This window comes from Embleya australiensis (assembly GCF_051903075.1).
Taxonomy (GTDB): Bacteria; Actinomycetota; Actinomycetes; order Streptomycetales; family Streptomycetaceae; genus Embleya.
On the sequence record NZ_CP182422.1, the window covers coordinates 6685744 to 6712504 of the forward strand.

Annotated in this window: 27 protein-coding genes; 11 read left to right on the forward strand and 16 right to left on the reverse strand. The window is 71.9% G+C overall.

Going from position 1 to position 26761, the window contains the following annotated elements; genetic code table 11:
• Nucleotides 1–21: 21 nt before the first annotated feature.
• The gene (locus ACMXN5_RS28820) at nt 22–468 is read right to left on the reverse strand and encodes a MarR family winged helix-turn-helix transcriptional regulator (RefSeq protein ID WP_439677683.1); all 447 of its coding nucleotides are present in this window, start codon (nt 466–468) and stop codon (nt 22–24) included.
• A 149-nt stretch (nt 469–617) separates the two neighbouring features.
• On the opposite strand from ACMXN5_RS28820, the gene ACMXN5_RS28825 reads away from it, so the two are divergent.
• Together ACMXN5_RS28825 and ACMXN5_RS28830 are read left to right on the forward strand one after the other, a co-directional pair.
• Complete coding sequence (locus tag ACMXN5_RS28825; RefSeq protein ID WP_439677684.1) at nt 618–1889, forward strand: MFS transporter; 1272 nt, start codon at nt 618–620, stop codon at nt 1887–1889.
• Nucleotides 1890–1945: 56 nt separating this feature from the next.
• A complete protein-coding gene (locus ACMXN5_RS28830) occupies nt 1946–2779 on the forward strand; it encodes an aldo/keto reductase (protein ID WP_380001398.1) in 834 nt (277 codons plus the stop codon).
• A gap of 18 nt (nt 2780–2797) precedes the next feature.
• On the opposite strand, the gene ACMXN5_RS28835 is transcribed toward ACMXN5_RS28830, so the two are convergent.
• From ACMXN5_RS28835 to ACMXN5_RS28845, 3 genes are all read right to left on the reverse strand, one after another.
• Nucleotides 2798–3439 carry a uridine kinase gene (locus tag ACMXN5_RS28835; protein ID WP_439677685.1) on the reverse strand — a complete coding sequence of 214 codons (642 nt, stop codon included), beginning with the start codon at nt 3437–3439 and terminating at the stop codon, nt 2798–2800.
• 157 nt (nt 3440–3596) lie between these two features.
• Entirely contained in the window at nt 3597–3875 is a 279-nt protein-coding gene (locus ACMXN5_RS28840) for a hypothetical protein (RefSeq protein ID WP_439677686.1), read from the reverse strand.
• Between the two features lie 131 nt (nt 3876–4006).
• Nucleotides 4007–5056 (reverse strand): questin oxidase family protein, encoded by a 1050-nt coding sequence (locus ACMXN5_RS28845; RefSeq protein WP_395790558.1) that lies wholly within the window; start codon nt 5054–5056, stop codon nt 4007–4009.
• 138 nt (nt 5057–5194) lie between these two features.
• On the opposite strand from ACMXN5_RS28845, the gene ACMXN5_RS28850 reads away from it, so the two are divergent.
• Nucleotides 5195–5803 (forward strand): superoxide dismutase, encoded by a 609-nt coding sequence (locus ACMXN5_RS28850; protein ID WP_078974164.1) that lies wholly within the window; start codon nt 5195–5197, stop codon nt 5801–5803.
• A gap of 106 nt (nt 5804–5909) precedes the next feature.
• Nucleotides 5910–6611: a helix-turn-helix transcriptional regulator gene (locus ACMXN5_RS28855; protein ID WP_439677687.1), complete on the forward strand. Its 702-nt coding sequence runs from the start codon at nt 5910–5912 to the stop codon at nt 6609–6611.
• 1 nt (nt 6612) lies between these two features.
• Here the strand turns inward: ACMXN5_RS28855 and ACMXN5_RS28860 are convergent, their stop codons facing one another.
• On the reverse strand, nt 6613–8193 hold the full coding sequence (locus tag ACMXN5_RS28860; protein WP_439677688.1) for a class I adenylate-forming enzyme family protein: 1581 nt from the start codon (nt 8191–8193) through the stop codon (nt 6613–6615).
• 156 nt (nt 8194–8349) lie between these two features.
• On the opposite strand from ACMXN5_RS28860, the gene ACMXN5_RS28865 reads away from it, so the two are divergent.
• The 3 genes from ACMXN5_RS28865 to ACMXN5_RS28875 all read left to right on the forward strand — a co-directional run bounded on the left by ACMXN5_RS28865 (nt 8350) and on the right by ACMXN5_RS28875 (nt 10425).
• Nucleotides 8350–9177 carry an isocitrate lyase/PEP mutase family protein gene (locus tag ACMXN5_RS28865; RefSeq protein ID WP_439677689.1) on the forward strand — a complete coding sequence of 276 codons (828 nt, stop codon included), beginning with the start codon at nt 8350–8352 and terminating at the stop codon, nt 9175–9177.
• Nucleotides 9178–9307: 130 nt separating this feature from the next.
• Nucleotides 9308–9709: a pyridoxamine 5'-phosphate oxidase family protein gene (locus ACMXN5_RS28870; RefSeq protein ID WP_439677690.1), complete on the forward strand. Its 402-nt coding sequence runs from the start codon at nt 9308–9310 to the stop codon at nt 9707–9709.
• Between the two features lie 101 nt (nt 9710–9810).
• Entirely contained in the window at nt 9811–10425 is a 615-nt protein-coding gene (locus tag ACMXN5_RS28875) for a DJ-1/PfpI family protein (protein WP_439677691.1), read from the forward strand.
• 22 nt (nt 10426–10447) lie between these two features.
• Here ACMXN5_RS28875 and ACMXN5_RS28880 read toward each other — a convergent pair whose 3' ends face one another.
• Together ACMXN5_RS28880 and ACMXN5_RS28885 are read right to left on the reverse strand one after the other, a co-directional pair.
• Nucleotides 10448–11689 (reverse strand): threonine synthase, encoded by a 1242-nt coding sequence (locus ACMXN5_RS28880; RefSeq protein ID WP_439677692.1) that lies wholly within the window; start codon nt 11687–11689, stop codon nt 10448–10450.
• Between the two features lie 11 nt (nt 11690–11700).
• Nucleotides 11701–12441 (reverse strand): FadR/GntR family transcriptional regulator, encoded by a 741-nt coding sequence (locus tag ACMXN5_RS28885; protein WP_439677693.1) that lies wholly within the window; start codon nt 12439–12441, stop codon nt 11701–11703.
• Nucleotides 12442–12618: 177 nt separating this feature from the next.
• Between ACMXN5_RS28885 and ACMXN5_RS28890 the strand changes: the two genes are divergently transcribed.
• Entirely contained in the window at nt 12619–13887 is a 1269-nt protein-coding gene (locus tag ACMXN5_RS28890) for an MFS transporter (RefSeq protein WP_439677694.1), read from the forward strand.
• 43 nt (nt 13888–13930) lie between these two features.
• On the opposite strand, the gene ACMXN5_RS28895 is transcribed toward ACMXN5_RS28890, so the two are convergent.
• The 8 genes from ACMXN5_RS28895 to ACMXN5_RS28930 form a co-directional block, all read right to left on the reverse strand.
• The gene (locus ACMXN5_RS28895; protein WP_439677695.1) at nt 13931–15850 is read right to left on the reverse strand and encodes an ABC transporter ATP-binding protein; all 1920 of its coding nucleotides are present in this window, start codon (nt 15848–15850) and stop codon (nt 13931–13933) included.
• The gene (locus ACMXN5_RS28900) at nt 15847–17580 is read right to left on the reverse strand and encodes an ABC transporter ATP-binding protein (protein WP_395790538.1); all 1734 of its coding nucleotides are present in this window, start codon (nt 17578–17580) and stop codon (nt 15847–15849) included. The genes ACMXN5_RS28895 and ACMXN5_RS28900 overlap by 4 nt, the downstream gene beginning before the upstream one ends.
• Before the next feature lie 477 nt (nt 17581–18057).
• Nucleotides 18058–18258, reverse strand: a complete 201-nt coding sequence (locus tag ACMXN5_RS28905; protein WP_395790536.1) for a hypothetical protein — start codon at nt 18256–18258, stop codon at nt 18058–18060.
• A 123-nt stretch (nt 18259–18381) separates the two neighbouring features.
• Nucleotides 18382–19299 (reverse strand): branched-chain amino acid transaminase, encoded by a 918-nt coding sequence (locus tag ACMXN5_RS28910; protein WP_439677696.1) that lies wholly within the window; start codon nt 19297–19299, stop codon nt 18382–18384.
• Between the two features lie 215 nt (nt 19300–19514).
• Nucleotides 19515–20897: a PLP-dependent aminotransferase family protein gene (locus tag ACMXN5_RS28915; RefSeq protein WP_439677697.1), complete on the reverse strand. Its 1383-nt coding sequence runs from the start codon at nt 20895–20897 to the stop codon at nt 19515–19517.
• Between the two features lie 27 nt (nt 20898–20924).
• The gene (locus ACMXN5_RS28920; protein ID WP_439677698.1) at nt 20925–21497 is read right to left on the reverse strand and encodes a GNAT family N-acetyltransferase; all 573 of its coding nucleotides are present in this window, start codon (nt 21495–21497) and stop codon (nt 20925–20927) included.
• A gap of 100 nt (nt 21498–21597) precedes the next feature.
• Nucleotides 21598–22467: a PaaX family transcriptional regulator C-terminal domain-containing protein gene (locus ACMXN5_RS28925; RefSeq protein ID WP_439677699.1), complete on the reverse strand. Its 870-nt coding sequence runs from the start codon at nt 22465–22467 to the stop codon at nt 21598–21600.
• A 38-nt stretch (nt 22468–22505) separates the two neighbouring features.
• A complete protein-coding gene (locus tag ACMXN5_RS28930; RefSeq protein WP_439677700.1) occupies nt 22506–23159 on the reverse strand; it encodes a GNAT family N-acetyltransferase in 654 nt (217 codons plus the stop codon).
• 161 nt (nt 23160–23320) lie between these two features.
• Between ACMXN5_RS28930 and ACMXN5_RS28935 the strand changes: the two genes are divergently transcribed.
• Entirely contained in the window at nt 23321–24373 is a 1053-nt protein-coding gene (locus ACMXN5_RS28935) for an alpha/beta hydrolase family protein (RefSeq protein WP_439677701.1), read from the forward strand.
• Between the two features lie 70 nt (nt 24374–24443).
• Here the strand turns inward: ACMXN5_RS28935 and ACMXN5_RS28940 are convergent, their stop codons facing one another.
• Nucleotides 24444–24869 carry a MarR family winged helix-turn-helix transcriptional regulator gene (locus ACMXN5_RS28940; RefSeq protein ID WP_395790522.1) on the reverse strand — a complete coding sequence of 142 codons (426 nt, stop codon included), beginning with the start codon at nt 24867–24869 and terminating at the stop codon, nt 24444–24446.
• A gap of 130 nt (nt 24870–24999) precedes the next feature.
• On the opposite strand from ACMXN5_RS28940, the gene ACMXN5_RS28945 reads away from it, so the two are divergent.
• Both ACMXN5_RS28945 and ACMXN5_RS28950 read left to right on the forward strand, forming a co-directional pair.
• Nucleotides 25000–25461, forward strand: coding sequence for a RidA family protein (locus ACMXN5_RS28945; protein WP_439677702.1), 462 nt, complete (start codon nt 25000–25002; stop codon nt 25459–25461).
• A 50-nt stretch (nt 25462–25511) separates the two neighbouring features.
• Nucleotides 25512–26627 carry an alkene reductase gene (locus ACMXN5_RS28950; RefSeq protein ID WP_439677703.1) on the forward strand — a complete coding sequence of 372 codons (1116 nt, stop codon included), beginning with the start codon at nt 25512–25514 and terminating at the stop codon, nt 26625–26627.
• Nucleotides 26628–26761 lie beyond the last annotated feature (134 nt).

The following is a 26761-nucleotide window of genomic DNA, read 5'->3' on the forward strand; positions in this document are numbered from 1 at the left end:
GTTCCGTGCCGCGCCCACGCGCTAAGCGCCGAGCGACTTGACCACGTCGACCAGTGGGGCCAGTTCGGTGTGCTCCTCGGCCTTGGCGAGGGCTTCGCGCAGGGCTCGGTCGTGGGTGGGGCGGGCGGCGGAGAGCAGTGTGCAGCCCGCGGCGGTGACCTCGGTGTAGATGCCCCGACGGTCGGTGTCGCACAGATAGCGCGAGAGCAGTCCGCGCTCCTCCAGCCGGGTGACCAGGCGCGTGGTCGCGCTCTGGCTCAGTACCACCGCGTCCGAGAGTTCGTTCATCCGCAGGTGGAAGCCGTCCTGCCGGTCGAGCACGTCCAGGACCGAGAACTCCCGCACGCTCAGGTCGTGTTCGCTCTGCAGCGCGCGCTCGATGTGCGCCTCGAGTCGATTGTGCAGCGCGGCGAGCGCGCACCAGCCCTGCGCCAGCCTCGGTTGGATCGCCTGCCTCTGTTGTCCCATGGCCCGAGGATACCCCCGAATCGAAATAGCCCGCGTTTGCATGGATCGGCGTCTGCAATTATTGTCGACGCTCGTAAGTCGTTCCTGCAAGGTTTCGCGGGGCCTTCCCCGCCGACCGTCCACACGCTCTCCCCGGAAAGGGGTACGTCGTGCCTCTCGCACTGTTGGCCCTGGCCATCGGAGCCTTCGGCATCGGAACCACCGAGTTCGTCATCCTGGGCCTGTTGCCCGAGGTCGCCGGCACCTTCGAGGTCTCGATCACCACTGCGGGCCTCCTGGTCAGCGGATACGCGATCGGCGTGCTCCTCGGTGCCCCGTTGATGACCGTCCTGGGCACCCGGGTCTCCCGCAAACGCATGCTGATCCTGCTGATGGGTCTGTTCGTGCTCGGCAACGTGCTGACCGCGCTCGCCCCGGCCTTCGGGGTGATCCTGCTCGGCCGGGTAGTGGCGTCCTTCACCCACGGCGCGTTCTTCGGGATCGGCTCCGTGGTCGCCGCCGACCTGGTCGCGCCGGACCGCAAGGCGGCGGCGCTGTCCACCATGTTCACCGGCCTGACGCTGGCCAACGTGGTGGGCGTGCCGCTGGGCACGCTGATCGGGCAGTCGGTGAGCTGGCGGCTGACCTTCCTCCTGGTCGCCGCGGTCGGCGTGCTCGGCGCCGTGGGCATCGCCCGCCTGGTGCCCGAACAACCCCGGCCCGAGGGTGTACACCTACGGCACGAACTCGCGGTGTTCCGCAACGTCCAGGTACTGCTCGCGATGGGCATGACGGTGCTCGGCTTCGGCGGGGTCTTCGCCGCGCTCACCTACGTCAAGCCGATGATGACCGACGTCGCGGGCTTCTCCGAGGGCGCCGTCACGTGGCTGCTCGTGGTGGTCGGCCTGGGCATGATGGTCGGCAACGCGGTGGGCGGCCGGCTGGCCGACCGGCACCCGATGTCGCTGCTGTTCGGCTCGCTGATCGCGCTCGCCGGCGTCCTGGCTCTGTTCACCGTGACGGCGCACGACCGGGTCGGATCCGTGCTCACCCTGTTCCTGATCGGCGCGCTCGGCTTCGCCACCGTGCCACCGCTGCAGAAGCGGGTGATGGACAACGCCGCCGGCGCGCCGACCCTGGCCTCCGCAGTCAACATCGGCGCGTTCAACCTTGGCAACGCGATCGCGGCGTGGCTGGGCGGCCTGGTGATCGACGCCGGCCACGGCTACGCGTCGGCGAACTGGGTCGGCGCCGGGCTGGCGCTCGGCGCACTGGCCCTGGCGGTACTGGCCCGGGCGCTGGAACGGCGTACGCCCACCCGTTCGCGCACGGTCGCCGGACACCTCCCCGGTGTGGCCGAGGCCGCCGGCGGGCAGAGCGGGCAGGGTGGCTCCGGCGTGCCGGAGTCGGCGACCCCTCGGCCCATCCGGCTTCCCGGCTGACCGCGAGCCCTCCCATCCCCCATCCCCACCCCCCATCACGAAGGACCGTCCCCATCATGAGTTCCACCCCCGTACCCGACGTCACCCTCAACAACGGCGTCACCATCCCGCAGCTCGGCTTCGGGGTCTTCCAGGTCGGCGACGACGAGGCCACCGCCGCGGTGACGAACGCCATCGAGGTGGGTTACCGCAGCATCGACACCGCCGCGATCTACGGCAACGAGGCGGGTGTGGGTCGGGCCCTGGCCGCCTCCTCCGTCCCGCGCGAGGAACTGTTCGTCACCACCAAGTTGTGGAACACCGAGCAGGGATACGACTCGACGCTCGCCGCGTTCGAGGAGAGCGCGCGGCTGCTCGGCCTGGACTACGTGGACATGTACCTGATCCACTGGCCGGCGGCGAGCCGGGACCGCTACCTGGACACCTGGCGCGCGTTCGAGAAGCTGCTCGCGGATGGCAGGGTGCGCACGATCGGGGTGTCCAACTTCCAACCCGAGCACCTGACCCGACTGCTCGAACACACCGCCGTGATGCCCTCGGTCAACCAGGTCGAACTGCACCCCTACCTCCAGCAGGGCCGGGTCCGCGCGTACGACCGGGCGCACGCGATCGCGACCGAGGCGTGGAGCCCGCTGGGCAAGGGCGGCGCGCTGCTGGCGGACCCGGTGATCACCGAGGCGGCCCGCGCGCACGGCAAATCGCCCGCCCAGGTGGTGCTGCGCTGGCACCTGCACCTGGGGAACATCGTCATCCCCAAGTCGGTCACGCCCGCGCGGATCCGGGAGAACTTCGAAGTGTTCGACTTCGACCTGGACGCGGCCGAACTGGACGCGATCGGCCGGCTCGACCGGGGCGAGCGGCTCGGCCCGGACCCGGACGAGGTCGACTGAGGCCGACCGCGCCGACGGTCAGCGGCGTTGCGGCTCGACCAGCGCCGGATGCGCGGGATGGTCGTAGCGCACGGTCAGGTCCGCCTCGGTCGTGGGCACGATCTCCTCGGCGTACCGGGTCAGCGCCTCGATGGTCCAGGCGTCCTCGGCGGGGGTGCGCCGGCGCAGCGCCCCCGGGGACAACCACAGATGCACCGTCAACTCCAGCGGCAGGCCCTTGCCGAGCAGCAGCGGCCCGTCCAGGAGCAGCACCCCGCCCTCGGGCAGCACGGTGTAGTCGGCGCGGGTGGCCCGGTCCCGGGCCGCGTCCCACAGGCTCGGCAACACCCGCCCGGTGCCGCCGGGCGCCAGCGGTTCCAACACCTCGCGGCGCAGCCCGGCGTCGTCCAGCCAGCCCCACAGGTACGACTCGGCGTCGGTGTGCCCGTACTCCAGGCGCACCGACGCAGGCCGCAGGAAGTCGCGGGCCCCCACCCGCAACACCGGATGCCCGCGCAGGCGCAGCGGCGCCACCAACGCGTCGGCGAGCGTGCCCGGTTCGGCGGCGTCCGCGCCGTCCAGGGCCACCCGGGTCCACGGCCGGTCGGCGGCGCGCCGGGCGATCGCCTCGACCAGTTCGTCCACCAGGGCGGTCGGGGTGATCGGTCGTACGCTCACCATCGGCGCGCCGGGCGGGGTGCGTTCGGTGCGGTCATGGGGCCATTGTCGACCGCGCCGATCGAGCGGGTGCGCCCGACCCGGGTCGCGGCGTGCCGGTCCGCGCGGTTCGGGCCGGCGGCGGCCGTCCGGGTGGTGCGCGTGGGAAGGCGGGCGGGCCTCAGAAGGTGGGCATGGGCGGCATCTGCGGGGCCTGGACCACCGGTGCGGGCACCTCCACGAAGCCGCCGGAGATGCCCTGGTGCACACCCACCACGGCCGGCCGCAGGTCGTGCAGCACGTCGTCCTCGCCGATCATGCCGACCGGGCCGCCCGGGCCGATGCGGCTGGTCTCGCTCGTGACGGTGTCCGCGTTGCCGTCGGCGAGCGCGGGTGCGGCCGGGGTCAGGGCGAGCAGGGCGCCGACCGTCGCGGCGGTGAGCAGCGGTGTGATGCGCATGGGGGCTCCGTTCACTGGATGGTTCGCTGGTGCCGCACGGCGTGTGCGCGGCACCAGCGAACGCAATCGGCTGCGCCGAGTGGGGGAATCTCACCCGTTCGAGGGCGTGTCGCCTTGCCCGGCGCGACCGGTCAGTGCTCCGGCGTGATCAACTCCGCCGCGAGCGTGCCGGCGGCCAGCGCGCGGGTGTCGCCGGAGCGGGCGAACACGTCCACCGCGGTGTCCACGAGCTTGATCACGTGCTCGTCGCCGTGCGCGAGGGCACGCTGTCCGGCCTCGACGGGATCGGGCGCGGGAGCGGGCGTACCGGTCGCGTCCTCGCGGCCCGAGTAGACCGCGAAGACCGCACTGCTGGTGGCCCAGGCCGTGGTGTACGAGGGGATCCACTGCTCGCGCGGCAGCGCCGGCAGCACCCGCAACACCGCGCTCGGGGCGGTCACCGCGTGCACGTTCATCACCCCGCTGCCGTGTCCGCGGCGCAGGTAGCGCAGGGTGGCCGCGTGCACGGTGTCGGCGAGCAGCGCCTGCGCCTGCTCGGGGGTCGTGGCCTCCTGCACCGACAGGGTCGGGGTCAGCCACGCGTCCCATCCGGCGAGGAAGTCGAGCCGGCGGCTGATGTGGTCCTTCTCCTCGATCGGCAGGGGCGGGACGGCGTCCAGGGCCTCGAACGGCGTGCGGCCCCCCGCGAGCCGCGGCAGTTCGGGCAGGGCCTGGTTGCTGGACGCGAAGTAGGCCATGGCGTGGGCGAACTCGGCAAGGCGGACCGGGCTCTCGCCGAGGTCCAGCAGGGCGCGGACCGCGTGTCCGACCCGGATCACCCCGTGGGTGGCGCCGCCGGGCAGTCCGGGGAGCAGCCTGGGCCACCACAGCGCGAGCACCTCGCGCCACGGCCGTTCGGCGATCTCGTCGGTGAACAGGGCGATCCAGTCGCCGTCCCGGGCGCGGTCGCCCAGCGCCTCGCGCCACGCGTCGCGGGCGATGCGCTCGGTGGGACGCGAAACCGGTTCGAGCCGGCGGGTGTAGGAGTCGAGCCAAGCGGGCACGGCTTCCCACTGGCCCGCGTGCACGAGGGCTTCGACGGCCATCGGCCCGTGATTGGACAGCTTGTCGTCGAATTCGGAGCCGGTGCGGTGCAGACGTGCGAATGCTTCGTCCAAGGCGTCGGCGGCTTGTTGTCGCATCGTTCGTTTCCTTCGTGTGCCGAGTGTGGACCGGGGACTTCCGGTTAGGACAGTTAAGTCTTGCCTAACTTGCCGGTATTCCCGGGAGAAGCATAGGGTCGACTCTGTCACCGCAACCACTGCGCAGGAGGAACTCCCGTGGCCGACAAGGTCTACACGCTCCCCGACCTGACCTACGACTACGCCGCCCTGGAGCCGCACATCAGCGGCGCCATCATGGAGCTGCACCACGACAAGCACCACGCGGCGTACGTGGCCGGTGCCAACACCGCCCTCGAGCAGCTCGCCGACGCCCGCGACAAGGAGGCGTACGGCACCATCTCCAAGCTGGAGAAGGACCTGGCCTTCCACGTCTCGGGCCACGTGCTGCACAGCCTGTTCTGGACCAACCTGGGCCCGACCGGCAACGGTGAGCCCACCGGCGACCTGGCCGAGCAGATCGGCGTCGACTTCGGCGGCTTCGAGCAGTTCCGCGCGCACATGACGCAGACCGCGATGACCGTGCAGGGGTCGGGCTGGTCCGTCGCCGCGTGGGAGCCGCTGTCGCAGCGCATCGTGGTCACCCAGGTCTACGACCACCAGGGCAACATCCCGCAGGGCACCGTGCCGCTGCTGGCGATCGACGCGTGGGAGCACGCGTTCTACCTCCAGTACAAGAACGTCAAGGCGGACTTCTTCAAGGCCGTGTGGAACGTCTTCAACTGGGACGACGTCGCCGCGCGCCTCTCGGCCGCCAAGGGCGCCTGAGGAACGACGTCCGGTCCGGGGCCGCGCGGGGGTTTCCCGTGCGGCCCCGTCCGGTGGAGGTGACACGCACTCGGGGTACTCGGGACGAACGAGGGAGGCGAGCGGGGTGAGCGAGCAGGACGCGTTCGCACTGTTGCCCGAGACCCGGCGGGAGATATTGCGGCGCCTCAAGGGCGCCGGCGAGCTGCGCGCGGAGGAGTTGGCCGAGGCGGTCGGGATGACCGCCAGCGGCATGCGCCAGCAGTTGTCCGGGCTGGTCGCCGAGGGGTATGTGACCCACCGGCAGGCCCGATTGGGGCCGGGCCGGCCGAAGCACGTGTACCGGTTGACCACGGCCGGCGAGAACCTGTTCCCCCGGCGCTACGGCGACCTGGTCGGGGACCTCCTGGAGACCGCGCAGGCCGAGGAACCCGGCTTTGTGGACCGCCTGTTCGACCGGCGCCGGGAGCGGCGCCTGGAGCGCGCCCGGACCCGGACCACCGCGCCCGACCTCGCCGATCGGGTGGCCGCGATCGCCGCCATCCTCGACGAGGACGGCTACCTGGCCGCCGCGCGACCGCTGGCGGACGGCGGCGGTTGGCTGATCGTCGAGCAGAACTGCGCGATCTTCGACGTGGCGATCCGCTGCGGCACCGCGTGCTCGTCGGAACTGGCGTTCCTGCGCGAGGCTTTGCCGGACACCGAGGTGCGGCGGGTGAGCCACATGGTGGCCGGCGCGCCGCACTGCGCGTACGAGATCCGGCCGCGGGGGACCTGGCCCGAGGCGGGGTCGACGCGGGCCGACGCGGGGTCGTCGGGCACGGAGTAGTTCAGGAGCCCCTGGGCCCGACCGGGGAGTCGGCGCGGCTCCATTCCACGACGCGTTCGCGCAGGGCGGGCTTGCTGATCTTGCCGGTGCCGGTGACCGGCAGCGCGTCGGTGAACACCACCCGACGCGGGACCTTGAAGCCGGCCAGGTGCGCGCGGCACAGCGTGACCAACTCGTCCGGGTCGACGGTGTGTCCGGCGGCCTGGACCACCACGGCGACCACCCGTTCGCCCCACCGGGTGTCGGGTTCGCCGACCACCGCGACCTCGCGTACGCCGGGGTGTTCGCGCAGGACCGCCTCCACCTCGCGGGCGCTGACGTTCTCGCCGCCCGTGATGATCACGTCCTTCTTGCGGTCCAGGACGTACAGATAACCCTCGGCGTCGAGGCGGCCCAGGTCGCCCGTGCGGAACCAGCCCGCCGCGAACTCGCCGGTGTCCACCTGCCAGTAGCCGTCCGCGACCTGCTCGGAGCGGACCGAGATCTCGCCGACGGCGCCGGCGGGCAGCGGGCGGCCCGCGTCGTCGACGATCCGGATCTCCACTCCCGGGCCGGGGCGCCCGGCGGCGCTGTACAGGTGCGGGCGATCGTTCGCGGCGTTGCGGTGGTCGGCGGCGTTCAGGAACACCGCGTTTCCCGACAACTCGGTCATCCCGTACCCCTGCCCCAGGCCGCAGTCGAGCAGGCCGTCGACCCGGCGGATCAGCTCGGGGGTGATCGGCGAGGCGCCGTAGCTGATCGAGCGGATGCGCTCGCGCAACCCGTCGCCCTCTCGCACGTGGTCGAGGAGCGCGTCGATCATGGTCGGCGCCAGGGACAGGCTGGTTACCTCGAACTCGCGGGCCACGGCGGCCAGTTCGGCCGGGAGATAGCGGCGCAGCACGACCACCGGGCGGCGGGCCAGGTGGTGTGCCAACACCTGGTAGCCGGCCACGTGCGCGAGCGGAAAGGGGGTCAGTACGACGGTGTCCGGGTCGACGGGGCGGCAGGCCAGCGAGGCGCGCATGGCCGCGGTCAGGCTGCGGTGGGTGAGCCGGACGCCCTTGGGCCGGCCGGTGGTGCCGGAGGTGAACAGCAGCCAGGTTAGGGCGGATTCGTCGGCGGCGGGGGCGAAGGCGGCGTCGGCCCGCGGGTCGCCGGCACCGGTGTGCTCGGCGGTGACGGCCGCGGCCAGTTCCAGGCTCGGGCCGCCCGGCCACGCGAGTGTCGCCAGCAGATCGGCGTCGCCGAGGAGCAGTTCCGCGCCGGAGCGGGCGAGTTGGTCGGCCCATTCACGCGGGTGCAGCCGGGGGTTGAGCGGGACCAGGACGCGCCCGGCCCACGGGACGCCGTAGTAGGCGGCGACGTACTCGGCCCGATTGTGCGCGAGGATCCCGACCCGGGCGCCGGGCGACGTGCGCTCGGCCGCGGTCGTGGCCAGGGCTCGGGAGCGGGCGGCCAGCTCGGCGAACGTCCAGGACGTCGTGGGCGGGTCGGCGATCGCCGCGGCCGCTGTGGTGCGGAACGGGTGTCCGGGGACGATCAGCGCGGTGCGATCGGGTACCTCCCGAGCCGCGGCGACCAGGATCTCGTGCAGCAGCATGGGGCCTCCGACCTTCTCGCCGGGACGCTACCGCAGGTGGGCGGCGGGTTCGGGGGGCGGGCCGGGATTTCGGCTATCGGGACCCGGGGAGGTGGGGGAGGATCATCGGGGCCGGCCGCGATCGGGCGGTCGTCGTCGATCCGGAGGGCATGCTCGATGAGTACTGTGAACCAGGCCGCCAACGCCGATCGTTACGCGGAATTCCTGGCCCTGCATCGGGCCGGCACGCCGCTGGTGTTGCCGAACGCGTGGGACCACGCTTCGGCGGCGGCGCTGGTCGAGCGCGGGTTCCCGGCGATCGGGACGACGAGTCTGGGCGTCGCGATCGCGGTGGGCAAGCCCGACGGGGTCGGCGGCACGCGCGAGGAGACGATGCGCCTGGGGGTCGGGATCGCGCGGTTGCCGGTGCCGGTCAGCGTCGACGTCGAGGGCGGCTTCGCCGAGCGCCCGGAGGACGTCGCGGCGTTGGGCGCCGAGCTGGTGCGGGCCGGGGTGGCGGGGATCAACATCGAGGACGGGCGGGCCGACGGGACGCTGACCGACGCGGACCACCAGGTCGCGGTGATCGCCGCGATCAAGCAGGCCGCGCCGACGCTGTTCGTCAACGCGCGCACGGATACGTACTGGGTGGGCGGCCCGGGCGCCTCGCTCGACGAGACGGTGCGGCGGATCCGGGCCTACCGGGCGGCGGGAGCCGACGGCGTGTTCGTACCGGGTGTCCAGGACGAGGCCGTGATCGAGAAGCTGGTGGGCGCCACCGACGCGCCGTTGAACATCCTCTACAGCCCCACCGGCCTGTCCCGGGCCCGCCTCGCGCAGCTCGGCGTGCGGCGGATCAGCACGGGGTCGCTGCTGTTCCGGGTCGCGGTGCAGAGCGCGGTGGACCTGGCGTGGTCGGTCGCCCGCGACGGGGAGGCGACGGCGGGCGACGCGCCGACGTACGCGCAGGCCCAGGCGATGTCGGAGGTCTACCGAACGGACTGAGGCCGCGTCGTATGGCCGTGCGGGCCCACCCCGGGCGCGGGCCCATGCGGTGGGCGGCATACTGCTGGGCGGTGGGGTCGGGACGGCTTCGCCGGATTCGGCCGGTTCGATCGTGAAAGACCTGATTTCGATGACGTTGCACGTTCCGCCGACCATCACCGCGGATTTCCGGGACTTCTGGCGGGAACGACACCTGTGCCTGCTGGTCACCCATCGCCCCGACGGCACGCCGCACCAGGTGCCCGTCGGCGCCACGTACGACGACGTGTCCGGGATCGCCCGGGTCATCTCGCACGGCGCGAGCAAGAAGGTCCGCAACGTGCTCGCGGCGGCTGCGGGCGCCCGCGTCTCGCTCTCCCAGGTCGCCGGGCGGCGCTGGTCCACGCTGGAGGGGATCGCGACGGTCAACCGTGATCCGGAGGCCGTCGCCGAGGCGGTGCGGCGGTACACCGAGCGCTATCGCGAGCCGAGGGTGAATCCGGAGCGGGTGGTGATCGAGATCGCGGTGACTCGGCGGATGGGGACCGTGTAGGGGGCGCGCTCGACCGCCGTGGGGTCGTGGGGGTGTACGGGCCGTCGAGGCGTAGCCTGCCGGGAGAGTGTGGGTACCACGATGCGAACGGGGATGGGTCGATGACACAGGTTGCCGTGGTCACCTTCGACGGCTTCAACGAACTGGACAGCTTCGTGGCGGCGGCCATCGTCAACCGCTGTCGACACGACGGTCTGACGGCATACATCACCACGCCCACGCCGACGGTCACCTCGATGAACGGCGTGGAGATCACCGGGCAACGCGCGTTCGACTTCATCCCCGAGGCCGACGTGGTGTTGATCGGCAGCGGCATCAGGACCCGCGACGTGGTCGCCGACGACACGCTGCTCGCGAGTCTGCCGCTCGACCCCGGCCGGCAACTCGTCGGCTCCCAGTGCTCCGGTGCCCTGGTCCTGGCCCGACTCGGCCTGCTGACCGACCTGCCCGCCTGTACCGACGCCACCTCCCGGCCGTGGGTCGAGGCGGCCGGTGTCGAGGTTCTGGATGCCCCGTTCCACGCGTCCGGCCCGATCGCCACCGCCGGCGGCTGCATGGCCTCGCAGTATCTGGCCGCCTGGACGATCTCCCGCACACTGGGCGAGGCGGCGGCCCGGGCGGCGATCGACTACGTGGCCCCGGTCGGCGAGAAGCAGTCCACCGTGGAGCACGTGTTCCGCGTCCTGCGCGCGGGCGAGCGTGTGCCGACGGGCTGACCCGGCCCCGGCGCCGCCGCCGTTACGCCGCGATTCCCGCCGCCCGCAGGCGGGCCTCGACCCCCGCCCACGTCGGCTCCACGGGGTCCGGTCGGTGGGTGCCGACGTCGAGGTCCTTGAAGCCGCTGGACGTGGTCACGCAGACCACCGGGCCGTCGATCGGCCCGTGTGCCCGCAGGCCCGCCAGGCCCGCCGCGGCCGAGGTTTCCACCCAGATGCCCTGGCGGCTCAACTCCGCGCGGGCCGCCGCCAGTTGGGCGTCGGTGAGGAGCAGGGCCCGCCGTTCGTCGTGTTCCAGGGCCAGGACGCCCCGGTAGCCGCCGACGGGGCAGTCGATCGCGTACGCGGTGGTCCGGCCGACCGGGACGTGTGCGGCCGGCAGGCCCGCCCGCACCGCCGCGGCCAGGGGTCCGCCGGCGGCCGGCTCGCACGAGAAGAGCCGGGGTGTGCGGTCGGTCAGGCCGAGGCGGCGCAGTTCGGCGAAGCCCTTCCACACCCCGAACAGCAGCTCGCCGTAGCCGGTCGGGACGAACACCGCCGCCGGGGTGCCGAGTTCGGCGTGGATCTCGTACGCGATGGTCTTGTAGCCCTCGGGGCCGAAGGCGTGGCCGGTGTGCGTGGTGGTGAGGTTGCTCAGCGGATGGAAGCCGAGCCGGTCGACGATCTCGCGCATCAGCCCCCACCGCGCCTCGGCCGGTACGGGCAGCACGTTCGCGCCGTACGCCTCCAGGAACGAGTGCACCGCCGGCGGCGCGTCCGAGGACGCCAACACCACCGCCGGCAGCCCGGCCCGGGCGGCGAAGGCCGCCGCGGACGCGCCGTGGTTGCCGGAGGAGGACACCACGACGCCGGGCGCGCCCACGGCGAGCGCGGCGGAGACCGTACAGCGGTTGATCCGGTCCTTGTGGCTCCAGGTGGGGTTGCGCGACTCGTCCTTGACGTACACCCCGTCGCCGAGCTCGATCAGCGGCGTGTCGCCCTCGCCCAGACCGGACCCGAGCAGCGGTGGCAACAGCGGTGCCCAGCGGGCCAGTCCGGCGCGCGGGCCACCCGGCGCGAACAGCTCCGGCCGGACCCGATCGTAGGCGTAGTCCACCTCGACCGGATAGGCGACCTCGTCGGTGCTCGTCACCGGACACCCGGACACCAGCGGCGGCCACAGCGGAAACTCGACACTCGGATCGCCCAGCGAACGCTGCACCGTGGCCAGCGATTCCCCCGGGCCGGCCGGGCTCGACCGGGGCGAGGAGTCTTCGGAGATCATGACCGTCGAGCCTAACGCCGCGGCTCCGCCTCCGGGCGACTCGCCTGCGGCGCCGGGTGGTTCGTCGAGCGCACCGCGTGCCAGTCGTGGGTGTCGGTCAGGTTGGCATCGGCCTGGCGCGCCGCCTCGGCCGGGTCGCGGTCGCGCAGCGCGCGGAGCAGGTCCTCGTGGCCGGCCGGGGCCGCGCCCTGGTAGCCCGGGTCGGTCCAGGAGTCGGCCACCGAGGCCCGCACCGGGCCGGACAGGTTGCGGTACAGCTCGGCCAGCAGCGGATTGTGCGCGGCGTCGGCGACGCCCAGGTGGAACTCCCAGTCGGCGGCGATCCACGCGTCGAAGTCGCGCGCGTCCCACGCCGCCCGGCGCCGGCGCAGCGCGTCGTCGAGCGCGGCCAGGTCACCCTCCTCGGCGCGGATCGCGGCGAGCCGGGCGGCCTGGAGGTCGAGCGCCTGGCGGACCTCCAGGACCTGGCCGATGTCGCTGCCGCCGTAGAGGCGTTCGACCGCGCCGGAGAGTTCGCTGACCGCGCGGACGTACGTGCCGTCGCCCTGGCGCACGTCGAGCAGGCCCGCGTGAGCGAGCGCGCGCACCGCCTCGCGCAGCGTGCCCCGGGCCACCTGGAGCTGGGTCATCAGTTCGGGCTCGGCGGGGATGCGGCCGCCGACCGGCCAGTCACCGGAGGTGATCCGCTCGCGCAGCCGGGCGATCACCTCGGCGGACAACGCCGGCCGGCGCACGGATTCGAGACTGCTCATCGCGCGCGGGCTCCTGACCTGGGACTTCGGCGGCCGGCGGGACGGCCGCCCCTCGGGCGACGACGGGAATCCGACGACCGGCCCCGATACCGTCGCCGGACCTCAGGATACCTCCGCACACGTCCGATGATCGGACGTCACCTGGACAGGATTCATCAGACGTCTTACCTTTGACCCATGACTTCCGCCGCCCCCACCCCCACCTCGCTCGCGGCGCCGACCGCCGCCGCCGATTCGGCCGCCCGTCGGCGGGCCGCGTGGCTGGCCGGTGTGGGCATCGTGCTGATCGCGTTCAACCTGCGGCTCGGCATCAGCAGCGCGGCGGCGCTCCTGGAGGCGCTGCGCGACACGCTGGGCTTCGGCTCGGTGACCGCATCGCTGCTGCCCACCCTGCCGACCCTGTGCTTCGCCGCCGCCGGGCTGACCGCCTCGCCGCTGGCCCGCCGGTTCGGCACGGAGCACGCGGTCCTGGTCGCGCTGGTCGCGCTCGCCGCCGGGCTGGGCCTGCGGATGGTGCCGGCCACCTGGGCGCTGCTGACCGGCACCGTCGTGGGCATGTCGGGGCTGGCCGTGGGCAATGTGCTGCTGCCCGCCCTGCTGCGCGGACACTTCCCGCACCGCGTGTCGGTGCTGACCGGGGTGTACACCACGGTGATGGCGCTCGGCGCGACCTTGGCCGCGGCGGTGGCCGTGCCGGTGGCCGATGGGCTCGACTCGCCCTCGCTGGGCCTGGCCGTGTGGGCGATCCCGGCGGTGGCGGCGCTGCTCGTGTGGTCGCTGGTCCGCGCCCCGCACGCGGCGGCCGGCGGCACCGGGGCCCCGGGGCACGTGTCGCCGTGGGCGATGGCGCGCACCCGCCTGGGCCGCCTGGTCACCGCCTACTTCGCGTTGCAGGCGTTGAACTGCTATGCGCTGGTGGGGTGGTTGCCCACGCTGCTGTCGGACCGGGGGATGAGCCACGGCGGCGCGGGTGCGATGTTGGCGATCACGCAGGGTGCGGGTATCCCGGCCACGTTCGCGCTGCTCGCGTTCGTGCGGGCCACCGGGCGGCTGCGGCCGGCGTTCGTGCTGGTCTCGGTGAGCATGCTGATCGGCTTCACCGGCCTGCTGATCGCGCCGGTCGCGGCGCCGGTGGTGTGGGCGGTGGCGGTCGGGGTGGGCTTCTGCTCGTTCCCGCTGGTGCTCTCGGTGATCGGCGGCAGTGGCGCCGGCGCCGTCGAGACGACCGCGCTGTCCACGCTGGCCCAATCGCTCGGCTACGGGGTCGCCGCGACCGGCCCGTTCGCGCTCGGCCTGATGCACGGCGCCACCGGCGGCTGGACGGTGCCGATGGCGGCCCTCGTGGTCACCGCCGTCGGCCAACTCCTGGTCGGCCTGGTGCTGTCCGGCGGCCGCGGCGCGGCCGCCCCGGCCGCCCCCGAACCCGCCAGGCGGCCCGGCGCCTGACCCACCGGCACCGGACCGCCCACCGGGTCACAGGACTACAGGACTACAGGACTTCCGCCGCCGGTTGGGCGAACTGCGACGCGTACAGCCGGGCATAGGCGCCGTCCGAGGCCAACAGCGCCTCGTGCGTGCCCTGTTCGACGATCGATCCCGACTCCATCACCAGGATCACGTCCGCGTCGCGGATCGTGGACAACCGGTGCGCGATCACGAAGCTGGTCCGGCCCCGGCGCAGCGAGTTCATCGCCTTCTGGATCAGCACCTCGGTGCGGGTGTCCACCGAACTGGTCGCCTCGTCGAGCACCAGGATCTGCGGCTCGGTCAGGAACGCCCTGGCGATGGTGAGCAGTTGCCTCTCGCCGGCGCTGAGGTTGCCGGCTTCGTCGTCGAGCACGGTGTCGTATCCGTCGGGCAGGGTGCGCACGAAGCGGTCGGCGTGGGTGGCCCGGGCCGCCTCGACGATGCGCTCGCGCGAGACGTCGCCGACGCCGTACGCGATGTTGTCCGCGATCGTGCCGCCGATCAGCCACGTGTCCTGGAGCACCATCCCGATCGGCGCGCGCAGGTCCTCGCGGGTCATCGTGGCGATGTCCACACCGTCGACGGTGATCCGTCCCTCGGTGACCTCGTAGAACCGCATCAGCAGGTTCACCAGCGTGGTCTTGCCCGCGCCGGTCGGCCCGACGATGGCCACCGTCTGGCCCGGGTGCACCTCCAGGTCCAGGTTCTCGATCAGCGGCTTGGTCGGCTCGTAGCGGAAGGAGACCCCCTCGAAGGCGACGTGCCCGGTCACCTTCTCCAGGCGTACGGCCGGCTCCGGGTCGGGGGACTGCTCCTTGGCGTCGAGCAGCGCGAACACCCGCTCCGCCGAGGCCACCCCGGACTGGAGCAGGTTGGACATCGCGGCGACCTGGGTGACGGGTCCGTTGAACTCGTACGAGTACTGGATGAACGCCTGGATGTCGCCGAGTGTCATCGCGCCCGAGGACACCCGCAGCCCGCCGATCACCGCGACCAGCACGTAGTTGAGGTTGCCCACGAAGGACATCGCCGGCTGGATCAGGCCGGAGATGAACTGGGCCTTGAACCCGGCCGTGTACAGCGCCTCGTTGTGCTTGTCGAAGACCTCGGCGGACTCCTTCTGCCGGCCGAACACCTTGACCAGCGCGTGGCCGGTGTACATCTCCTCGATGTGCGCGTTGAGCTTGCCGGTGCTCGACCACTGCTTGACGAACTGCGGCTGGGCGCGCTTGCCGATCACCACGGTGACCAGGATCGAGGTGGGCACGCTGATCAGCGCGACCAGCGCGAGCAGCGGGGAGATCCAGAACATCATCACCAGCACGCCGACGATGGTCAGCAGCGAGCGCACGATCTGGCCCATCGCCTGCTGGAGGGTCTGGGCGATGTTGTCGATGTCGTTGGTGGTGCGCGAGAGCACCTCGCCCCGGGGCTGCTTGTCGAAGTAGTTCAGCGGCAGCCGGGACAGTTTGGTCTCGGCCTGCTCGCGGAGCCGGTAGGTGGTGCGCTGCACGATGGTCGCGGTCAGTCGGCCCTGGAGGAAGGCGAACAGCACCGAGCCGGCCACCACGGCGAAGGTGACGAGCAGGATGTCGCGGACGTGGTCGTAGTCGATGCCTCCGCCGCGGCCCGCGCCGGTGAAGATCGTGTCGGTGGCCTTGCCGAGCAGCCGGGGGGTGAGCACCGACAGGCCGACGCCCGCGATGCCGCAGAACAGCAGTGCGTACAGCCGGGCGCGCTCGGGGGCCATCATGCGCAGCAGTCGCCGACTGCTGGCCTTGAAGTGCATCGACTTCTCGACGGGTGGGCCGCCGATCATCCGCGTCATCGGCCCACCGCCGGCCTGCGGTCCCGGGCGGCGGGCGGGGACGGCGGCCTCGGTCCCGGTGTCGCTCTCGGTCTCGGTCTCGCGCGGGCCGGTGCCCTCGTCGGTGGTGGTCACGCCGCCTCCTCCTCGGTGAGCTGGGACAGCACGATCTCGCGGTAGGTGTCGTTGTCGGCCATCAACTCGGCGTGGGTGCCGGTGCCGACCACACGGCCCTCGTCCAGCACCACGATCCGGTCCGCGTGCCGGATGGTGGCCACCCGCTGGGCCACGATCACCACGGTGGCCTCGGCGGTTTCCGCGAGCAGCGCCGCGCGCAGCGCCGCGTCGGTGGCGTAGTCGAGCGCGGAGAACGAGTCGTCGAACAGGTAGATCTCCGGTTTGACCACCAACAGCCGGGCGATCGCCAGGCGTTGCCGCTGGCCGCCGGAGACGTTGCCGCCGCCCTGGGCGATCGGCGCGTCCAGCTTCTCGGGCAGGGCCTCGACGAAGTCGCGGGCCTGGGCGATCTCCAGGGCCCGCCACAACTCCTCGTCGGTGGCGTCCGGATTGCCGTAGCGCAGGTTGGAGGCGACGGTGCCGGAGAACAGGTACGGCTTCTGCGGGACCAGGCCCACCGTGCGCGACAGCAGCCCGGCCTCGAGTTCGCGGGTGTCCACACCGCCGATCAGCACCGAGCCGCCGGTCACGTCCAGCAGGCGCGGAATCAGTCCGAGCAGCGTGGTCTTGCCCGCGCCGGTGCTGCCGATCACCGCGGTGGTCTCGCCGGGCCGGGCGATCAGGTCGATGCCGCGCAGTACCGGCTCCTCCGCGCCGGGGTAGCAAAAGCTCACGTCGCGCAGTTCGAGCCGGCCGTGCGCGTGCAGCGCGGTCACCGGTGCCTTCGACACGGTCAGGCTGGTCTCGGTGTCCAGGACCTCGGTGATCCGGTCGGCGCACACCGCCGCGCGCGGGATCATCATGGTCATGAAGGTGGCCATCATGACCGAGGTCAGGATCTGCATCAGGTAGCTGAGGAAGGCGACCAGTGCGCCGATGTCCATCGACCCGTCGCCGATCCGGTGTCCGCCAATCCACACGATGACGATCGCCGAGGTCTCCCACACGAGCAGGACCGAGGGATACATGAACGCCATCAGCCGGCCGACGGAGAGCGACACGTCGCGGATGTCCGCGTTGGCGTCCGCGTAGCGGGCCTGTTCGTGGCCGTCGCGGCCGAACGCGCGGATCACCCGGATGCCGGTGATCTGCTCGCGCATGATCCGGTTCACGTTGTCGATCCGGCCCTGCAGCGTGCGAAACAGCGGCGGCATCGCCCGTACGATCCACCCCACGGCGAGGATCAGCGCGGGCACGATCAGCAGGAACAGCAGGGACATCGGGACGTCCTGGTTGACCGCCATCAGGATGCCGCCGAAGCACATGATCGGCGCGGACACCATCAGGGTCAGCGACAACAGCGCCAGCATCTGGACCTGTTGCACGTCGTTGGTGGTGCGGGTGATCAACGACGGGGCGCCGAACCGGCCGACCTCGCGCGCGGAGAAGGTCTGCACCCGGTCGAACACGGCGGAGCGGATGTCGCGGCCCACGCCCATGGCGATGCGGGCACCGAAGTACACGGCCACCGCGGCGCAGACGATCTGGACCAGGGTGACGCCGATCATCGCGCCGCCGACGCGCAGGATGTAGCCGGTGTCGCCCTCGACCACGCCGTGGTTGATCAGGTCGGCGTTGAGGGTCGGCAGGTAGAGGGTGGCGAGGGTCTGGACCAGTTGCAGCAGCACCACCAGGCCGATCGGCTTGGCGTAGGGGCGCAGATGTGCGCGCAGCAGTCGGATCAGCACGATGTCCTCTTCGGGTCAAGGGAGCGCGGCCGACAGGAGGCGGCGGCCGGGAGCGACCTCGGGCCGGGGCTCGTGCGGGGCGCCGGTCCGGGGCATGGGTCGGGCGCGCGTCGTCGGGGCGGGTCCTGCTCCCGACGGTAGTGCCCGTGGCCGGAACGGTCGATCGGATTGTGCACGACGGTCGGGTGGCGGCGCGGGCGGACGTCGGTGGACGGCGGGCTCTGCATGGCGGATCTCCCCGTGGGTGGTCCAGGATGCCGGACGCGGGCCGGCGACGGTGCCCGGGCGACACGTCGAAACCGTGGAGACTTCGGTTCGAACCGTAGAACTTCAAGTCGACTTGAAGTCAAGGTGCGGGCGATCGGGATGCGTCGATGCCCTGGGGTCGTCGCCGGCCCTTGTGCACCGTACACAGCAGAGCGGCCCGCCCACCTTGGGGGTGGACGGGCCGCTTTCCGCGTTCGCTGCGGGCGTATGTCAGCGGATCGAGACGTGCGTGTGCGAGGCGTGGAACGCGGCGACCTTGCCGCCGTGGCCACAGCCGTGCCCGATGAGCACTCCGGAGACGGTGGTGTGGTCGACCTCGACGCCGCTTTCGTGGGCCTGGGCGGTACCGGCACCGGCGAACGCGAAGAGGGCGGCGCCGGCGACGGCTACCAGGGTGGTACGGATACGCATGTCATCTCCCATGGAGTGTGCGCGAGCGGGGCGAGGTATGAATATCCGAAAAACTGCACATCATGGGAGATTTCCCCTATTTGGGGGTGTGTCGACCGCCGGGTGCGACCCGTTCGGTCGCCGTCACTGGTCCACGAGGGTGAGCCAGTGCGCGTACCGCTCGTCCCTGCCGGTGACCGCCGCGGTGTACGCGGCCTGGATCTTGCGGGTGATCGGACCGCTGCCCACCTCGCGGTCGTCCAGCGACGCCACCGGGATCACCCCGGCGGCGGTGCCGGTGACCAACACCTCCTCGGCGGTGTACAGATCGCTCCGTAGCAGGTTCTGCACCCGCACCTCCAGGCCCAGGTCGCGGGCCAGGGTGAGCACGGTGTCCTGGGTGATCCCGCGCAGCGCGCCGGCGCTCGGCGGCGGAGTGCAGAGCACGCCCTCGCGCACCGCGAACACGTTGGCCGCGCTGCACTCGCTGACGTACCCGTCCGCGTTCAACAGCAGCGCCTCGTCGTAACCGGCGCGCAGCGCGGCGGTCTTGGCCAGCGCCGAGTTGAGGTAGCCGGCCGTGGCCTTGGCCGCCGGCGGCATCGCGTTGGGGTCGTTGCGCCGCCACGAACTGGTGGCGAGCCGGATGCCGCGCTCGGCGCTGTCGCCGAGGTAGGCGTGCCACTCCCAGCCCGCGATGCTCACCTCGACCGGAAGCCCGGGGCGAAAGCCCGGACCCATCTCGCCGTAGCCCAGGTGCGCGAGGTGGCGCAGGTAGCACTCGTCGTGTCCGTTGGCCGCGATCAACTCCAGCGTCGCGGTGTGCAGCGCGGCCGGGTCGTAGGGCAGTTCGAAGCCCAGGATGTGCGCGCTTTCCCGGAACCGGCGCAGGTGGTCGTCCAGGCGGAACACGGCGGGGCCGCGCGGGGTGGCGTGCGCGCGGGTGCCTTCGAGCACGCCCGTGCCGTAGTGCAGACCGTTGCTGAGTACGTGCACCTTGGCGTCGGCCCACGGCACGAGCGTGCCGTTCATCCAGATCCGGTCCGCTTCGATCAGTGCCATGGCTGCTCCCACCGGGGTCGCTCGACTCGATGCCGAGAAAGTGGATCGTTGGCAAGCATGTCGATGTGCCACTTGCCAAGTGGCACATTAGCCGTATCGATATTGGTCCACTAGGGGATGTTCACGGATCGGACGGGCGGGCGCCGATTCGGTTCGGGCAGCCCGAAGGAGCGCCGGGGGTACGGGCGTTCGTGGTCCGCGTCGGAACGGGCGGGTCAGGCTTTCTTGGGGGTCTCGCGCCAGGCGGCTTCGAGGAGGTCCACCGCCTGGGACAGGACCGGTTCGGGCCAGGCATAGCTGAGCCGGATGCGGTCGCCGGCGGTGTGCGGCGCGGGGGCGAAGACCGCGCCGGGGGAGACCGCGACGCCGTGGCGCAGCGCGGTGGCGACGAAGTCCTCGCCGTCCACGCCGGGCAGTCGGGCCCACAGGGACAGGCCGCCGAGGGGCGTCGTCCACTCCCATTCGGGCAGGCGCTCGGCGAGTTCGGCGGTGAAGTGGTCGCGGCGCCGGGTCAGATCGGCGAACCACTCGCCGACCCGGGCCGGGCGGCCCGGGTCGCGCAGCAGGTGGATCGCCAGTTGCTGGTCCAGGGTCGAGGTGGCCAGGTCGGTGCGTTGTTTGGCCTCGACGAGGAGCGAGCGCACGCTCGGGGGCGCGGCGATCCAGCCCAGGCGCAGGCCGCCCCACGTGGTCTTGGACAACGAGCCCAGGCAGACCGTACGGTCCGCCACGTGCTCGATCGCCGAGGCCACCGGCCCCTCGGCCAGGCTCGCGAGCGTGCGGTCCTCGACCAGGAGCCCGCCCTCCTCGGCGGCGACTCGGGCGATCGCCTTCGCCCGTCGGGCCGAGACCACCGCACCGGTCGGGTTGTGCACCGGCAGCGAGAACACGAAGGCGGGCCGGTGCCGGCGGATCGCGGCGCGCAGCGCCTCCGGGTCGAAACCGTGGCGATCGCCCGGGACCGGGATCGCCTCGGCGCCGAAGCGGTACACCGCCGCGAGCATCCCGGGATACGTGGTCGCCTCGACCAGGACCCGGTCGCCGGGTACGAGCAGCGCGTCGGCGATCAGGTGGATCGCCTGCTGCGCCCCCGAGGTCACCACGACGTCGTCGGCGGTGAAGCCGGCGGGCAACTCGTGCGCCGCGATCAGCTCGCGCAGCCGCGGGTCGCCGGTGGGGCCGTAGCCGTCCGGGGGACGGGAGTCGAGCAGGTCCTCGACGCGCAGCGCGGTGTGCGGCAGGAGCGTGGTGTCGGGTACGGCGGCCTTGGCCAGGTCCACGACGATGGTGCCCTCGCGCAGCCAGCGGGCGAAGGTCGGCCGGCCGCCGGCGCGCACGTAGGACCCGCTGCCGTGGCGGCGCTCGACCAGGCCGATCCGGTGCAGCGAGAGGTAGGCGGTCGCGACGGTGCCGCGGCTGAACCCGAGGGCGTCGGCGAGCGCCCGCTCGGACGGCAGTCGGGTCTCGGCCAGCAACTCGCCGCCCTCGACCAGGTCGCGCAGCGCGTCGGACAGCCGTTCACCACGGGAGCGGCGCTCGTTGCGTCGTGGACGCCCCATACGCTCCCCGAGCACCACGGCGAACTGCTCGACGTCCACGACCACTACTCCCTTTGCACCGGGGCCTCACGGCCTCGATGGTTGCACGGCCGACGGCTGCCACTCTCGCCTGAGCAACCCGAATATCCACGAGTCGGACACCTCGCCGTTCACGACGCAGTCCTCCCGCAGCGTCCCTTCCCGCACGAATCCCATCTTCTCCAGGACCCGGGCGGACGCCACGTTGCGCGTATCGGTCTCGGCCTGAACCCGATTCAGGTCCAGCGTGTCGAACGCCCACCGCAGCACGGCGTGCGCGGCCTCCGTCGCGAAGCCGTGGCCCCACATCGCGTCGCCGAGGCAGTAGCCCAACGACGCGCTGCGACAGTCCTCGTCCCACGCGGTCAGACCGCACCAGCCGACGAAGGCCCCATCGGAAGCACGGTCGATGGCCACCCGGGCCCCGGTGCCGTCGTTCGCCATCGTCCGGCACATCGTGACGAACCGCTCGGCACGGGCCCGTTCGGTCCACGGTGGGGAGTCCCAGTAGCGCATCACGTAGGTGCTGCTGTGCAGTGCGAAGAGCGAGTCCGCGTCGCCATCGGTGAACGGCCGCAGCCGCAGGCGAGCGGTATGCAGCACGGGGGTGGCCAAAGTCATGCGCCCCATCCTGTGTCCTCACGACACGCACAGACACCGAATATCCGACCCGGATGCCGGTGCCGGATACGGACTCGACGGCCACGAAGCGCGTGGTGCGTCAGGGGTGGGACAGGTTCTCGTAGAGGCGGTACAGCCGGTTTGTTGTGTTTGTTTGGTCCTGCTCGGACAGCGTTGACCAGGTTTGGGTGAGCAGGGTGCGGGCCTGCCGGCCGGGCCATGGGGTGGGTAGGAGTTCCGGGGGCAGGAGGGGGTCCGGTTCGATGGCGCGGGTGAATTCGACGCCCAACTCGACGCCTATGGTGAGCAGTTCGACGTCGGTGAAGTCGGTGCCGGACTCCAGGCGGGTCAGGCGGGGGCGGACGATTTCGAGCAACCGGGTGTAGCGTCCGGCGATTTCGTCCAGGGGCCACAACTTCGCGGCCAGGGCGCGTGGTTGGTCGATGGTGCCGATGCGCAGGTCTCGGCTGGTGAGCTGGGTGACCGCGGCGGAGACGCCCAGGCGGTGTGCCTCGGCCGAGATCAGCTCCGTCCAGTCGTTGGCGCACGCGTACAGCCCGCCGTGCAGTGCCGCGCCGCCCAGCCACACGATGGTGTCGCGCAGCGCGTCGCGCGCCGATCGTGCGGACTCCGGGATCGCGAACGCGACCAGCCGCCATGCGCCGTCCCACGGCACCTCGCCCCGGTCCTGGCGGAACGCGTGCCGTACGAACTCGACGTTGGGTTCGAGGGTGCGTCGGGCATCCTCGGTCGCCCTGAGCACCGCCCTGCGTCCGCGCCCTTCGTGGGTGAAGCGGCCCTCGGCGACCAGGCGCTTGACGCACAGCCGCACCTGCTGGTCGGACATGCCGAGCGCGCCCGCGACGGTGTACAGCTCCCCGGTGTCGACGCTGCCGTCGCCGCGTACGAGCGCGTGTACGAGGGTGCGGGTGGGGATTTCGACGCGGCCCGTGTCCGGCGTTCCTGGCATGTCCCGAGCATACGAGCGCGGCACCCGCGCCCTCGTGCTCACCCGCGCCCGCCCGGATGCGCGGGCCCGACCCGGCGGACCATCGTGGTCACTGCGCCGAAGCCCATCAGCCCGCGCAGAAAGGGAGTTCGCTGGGTCGAGGTCGCTACGAAGCCGTGTCGCTCGTAGAGCGCCCGGGCTCGTGGGTTGACGTCGATCACATCGAGCCGGATCCGCCGACAGCCGAGCTCGCGGGCCACGGCGGCGACCTCGTCGAGGAGCAGGCCGCCGATGCCCGTGCCGCGCTGCGCGGCATCGACGCAGATACCGTCCATCACCAACTCCCCACGCCCCGGCCGACGTTCGAACAGGGTCAGGACGGCGAGTCGGGGCAGCGCGCGGATGCCGCCGTAGGCGCGCAGCACGTCGCCCGCGGTTCCGCCGGTCAGGCCGCGGCCACCGTGGGCGTAGCCGGCCAGGCCGACCAGCTCGCCGTCCCGGGTCGCGACCACGGCGCGGTCCGGGTGCATGTGTTCGGCCAGGAACCCGATCCCGGCCTCGGCGGGACCCAGCCCGGCGCCCAACTTGCGACCGAACGCCTCCCAGTACAGCTCGGCCGCCCGCCGCCGCGCACCCTCCGGCAGCCCGCGACCGATGACCGGGGCCGGGGGCTTCGGGCTGTCGTGCGCGGGTGCTGCCTGTTCCTGGTCCATTGCCGCCTCCGAGGCCGGTGGGTGACGCCCGGCGGGCGAGCGGGGCCGCGGCCGGGTTGTCCGAGAGCAGTATATGCAAACGATAACGTTCGTTGCTGTAACGAGCGTTTATGATTTGATAGCTACGATACCGCAGACGTTGTTCGAAGGGAGATGACGACTTGGGGATCCGCGGGTTCGTTCGACGCCATCGGGTGCTGAGTACGTGCGCGGCGATCCTCGCTCTGCTGCTCACGGTGGGACTGGGCGCGGTGGTGTACGCGGACCAGGCCAACACCTATGACCTGAAGGAGGAGCGGATCGCCTTCCATGAAGGCGCGCAGCGGCTGGACGGCGTCCTGGCCAAGCCCACGGACGGGCGGGGACCGTACGGCCTGGTGGTCCTCGTGCATGGCGACGGTGCGCGGAACGCCACCAACGACGGCTTCTATCGGCCGCAGATGGAGGCGTACGCGCGGGCCGGCTACGCGACGCTTTCGTGGAACAAGCCGGGCGTGTCCGGGTCGCCGGGCAACTGGCTCGACCAGAGCATGGAGGATCGGGCCCGGGAGACCGAGGCGGCGATCGCCTGGAGCCGGTCGCGGCCGGACGTGGATCATGCGCGGGTCGGCCTGTGGGGTGCCAGTCAGGCGGGCTGGGTGCTGCCGAAGGTGGCCGCGCGCACGCCCGACGTGAAATTCGTGATCGCGGTGTCGCCCGCGATCAACTGGCTGCGACAGGGCCGGTTCAACCTGCTCGCCGAGTTGCGCGCGGAGCATGCGTCGCAGGCCCGGATCGACACCGAGGTCCGGCGCAGCGACGAGATTCGGCGGCTGATCGTGCAGGGCGCCGGGTACGAGCGGTACCGCGCCGCGCTGGGCTCGGCGGCGACCATGTCGGCGGACCGGTGGAGCTTCGTCCGCAAGAACGCCGGAGCCGACGCGAGTGCGGACCTGGCCGGGGTGCGGGTGCCGGTGCTGCTGATGCTCGGGGGGCGCGACGTGAACGTGGACGTGGTCGAGACCGAGGCGGAGTATCGCAAGCTGCTCGCCGGGCGGGCCGAATTGACGGTACGTCACTACCCGGACGCGGCGCACTCGATGGTCGACGCGGACATCGAGGATTCGGAGACGAAGACCTTCCTCACCGCGGTCTTCGCACCGCGCGACCTGTTCGTCGACGGCTATCTCGCCGACCAGCGGCGATTTTTGGCCGGACGCCGAGTGGGCCGCTGAGCCCGGTGCGGGGGTGGGCGCGGAGCCGGGCGCCGAGAAGGTGCCTCCCGGCCCGGCGGGCGCCGGGTGCTCAGCCCACCGGGGTTGGGATGGCTCCCAGGGCTGTGGCGATTTCTGTCAGTTGGGGGTCGCCGGCGGCCTTTTCCAGGGCTGTGGTCAGGGCCTGGGCGTAGGTTTGGGCGGCCTCGGTCAGGCGGGTGCGGCCGTCGTCGGTGATTACCGTGTACACCCCTCGGCGGTCCTTGGGACACAGGTCGCGTCGGGTGAGGCCGTCGGTTTCCAGGCGGACCGCGAGGCGGCTGACCGAACTCTGGTTGAGGCCGATCGAGTCGGCCAGCTCCTGCATGCGCAGCTCGCCGTCGGGCGCCACCGCGAGTCGGGACAGCGCGCGGTACTCGGACAGGCCGATGCCGTGTCGCCGCTGAAGTGTCCGGCCGAGGTCGTGCTCGACGCGCGCGTGCAGCACGACGACCTGCTCCCAGAGCTTCGCGTCCATGACCCCGTCCTTTCTCCGGTCGGTCGAACCCGTGTCCGGCCGTTGTGGGCCGAGCGCGGATCGATCCGCTGTTGACAGCAGATTACATGCAGTGCCAGATTATGCATGCGCAAGCAAATCATGCATGTGCATGCAGATTCTTTTCACCCTGGAGTATGCGATGACCGTCACCACCACCCACGACGCCGCCGGCGACACCACCCGCGCCCGGATCGAGCGCATCGCGACCACCCCCGACTGGTACGAGCCGTACCGGATCTCCCAGGCCATCCGCGCCGGCGGCCTGATCTTCGTATCCGGGCAGGCCGGGTTCGACGAGAGCGGAGGCACCGTCGACGGCGGCTTCCTCGCCCAGGGCCGGCAGGCCTTCCGCAACGTGGAGCGGGTGCTCGCCGAGGCGGGGGTGACCTTCGCCGACGTGGTCAAGGTCGGCATCTACGTCCGGAACATGGCCGAGAACCTGGACGAGGTGATCCGGCTGCGCGAGGAGTTCCTGTCCGTGCCGTATCCGGCGGACACCCTCGTCGAGGTCTCCTCGCTGGCTCGGCCCGACTGGCTGATCGAGGTCGAGGTCACCGCGCTGGACCGCTGAGTCCGCGAAACCGCCGCCACCGGCCCACCCGACCCACGCCCACCACAGGAATGGATACCGCGTTGACCTCTTCGACCCGCACCGCCAACCCGCTGCTCGCCCCCTATCGCCACGGCCGCCTGGATCTGCCCAACCGGATCGCGATGGCCCCGATGACCCGAGGCCGCGCCGACGACGCCACCGGCGTGCCGAGCGATTTCGCCGCCACTTACTACCGACAGCGCGCCGGCGCCGGGCTGTTGATCACCGAGGGCATCTCGGTGCACCCGCTCGGCAAGGCCGGACCGGGCGTTCCGGCGCTGCGTACGGACGAACAGGTGGCCCGGTGGCGCGAGGTCACCGCCGCCGTGCACGACGCGGGTGGGCGGATCTTCGCCCAGCTGTGGCACGTCGGCCGGATGACCCACCCGGTGACGCTGGATGGCGAGACGCCCACCGCGCCGTCGGCGGTGCGGATTACCGAGGCGCCCATTTACACCCGCGAGGGCCTGCTCCCGCATGTCGTCCCGCGGGCGCTGACCGTTGCCGAAATCGCCGAGGTGGTGGCCACGTTCGCGCACGCCGCACGCCGGGCGATCGAGGCCGGGTTCGACGGCATCGAGATCCACGGCGCCAACGGATACCTCTTCCAGCAGTTCCTGGCCGAGAACAGCAACCTGCGCACCGACCGCTACGGCGGCTCGCGGGAGAACCGGCTGCGTTTCGTGTTCGAGGTGGTGGAGGCGGTCGCGGCGGAGATCGGCGCGGACCGGGTGGGGCTGCGGATCTCGCCGGACAACCCGGAGAACCAACTCGTGGAGCCGGACGCGCGCGGCACCTACCGGGCGCTGGTCGACACGCTCGACCCGATCGGCCTGGCCTACCTGCACATCCTCGAACGTGGTGCGTACGCGGCGCTCGCCGACCTGCGGCCGCGCTGGTCCGGCATGTTGATCGCGAACCACAACGGCCCCACCCCGGTCGATCCGGCCACCGGCGAGCGACTGATCGCCGACGGCCTCGCCGACGTGGTGGCGTTCGGCCGGTTGTTCATCACCAACCCCGACCTGCCGGAGCGGATCGCCCGGGGCTTGGCGCCGGCCCCGCCGCCGGTGGCGGATGTGTACGGCGGCGGTGCGCGCGGCTACGTGGACTATCCGGCGATCACCGTCCCGGAGCGGGTCTAGGGACGGGTCGGGTCGGAGTCGGGCTCGGAGTTCGCAAAAGCGCACGGTCCGGGGGGCGATGCGCGCATCGATGGCGGATCGCGGTGCGGCGGGCGGGTGTTCGGCCGGTACGGGAGCCGTACCGAACGAACCGC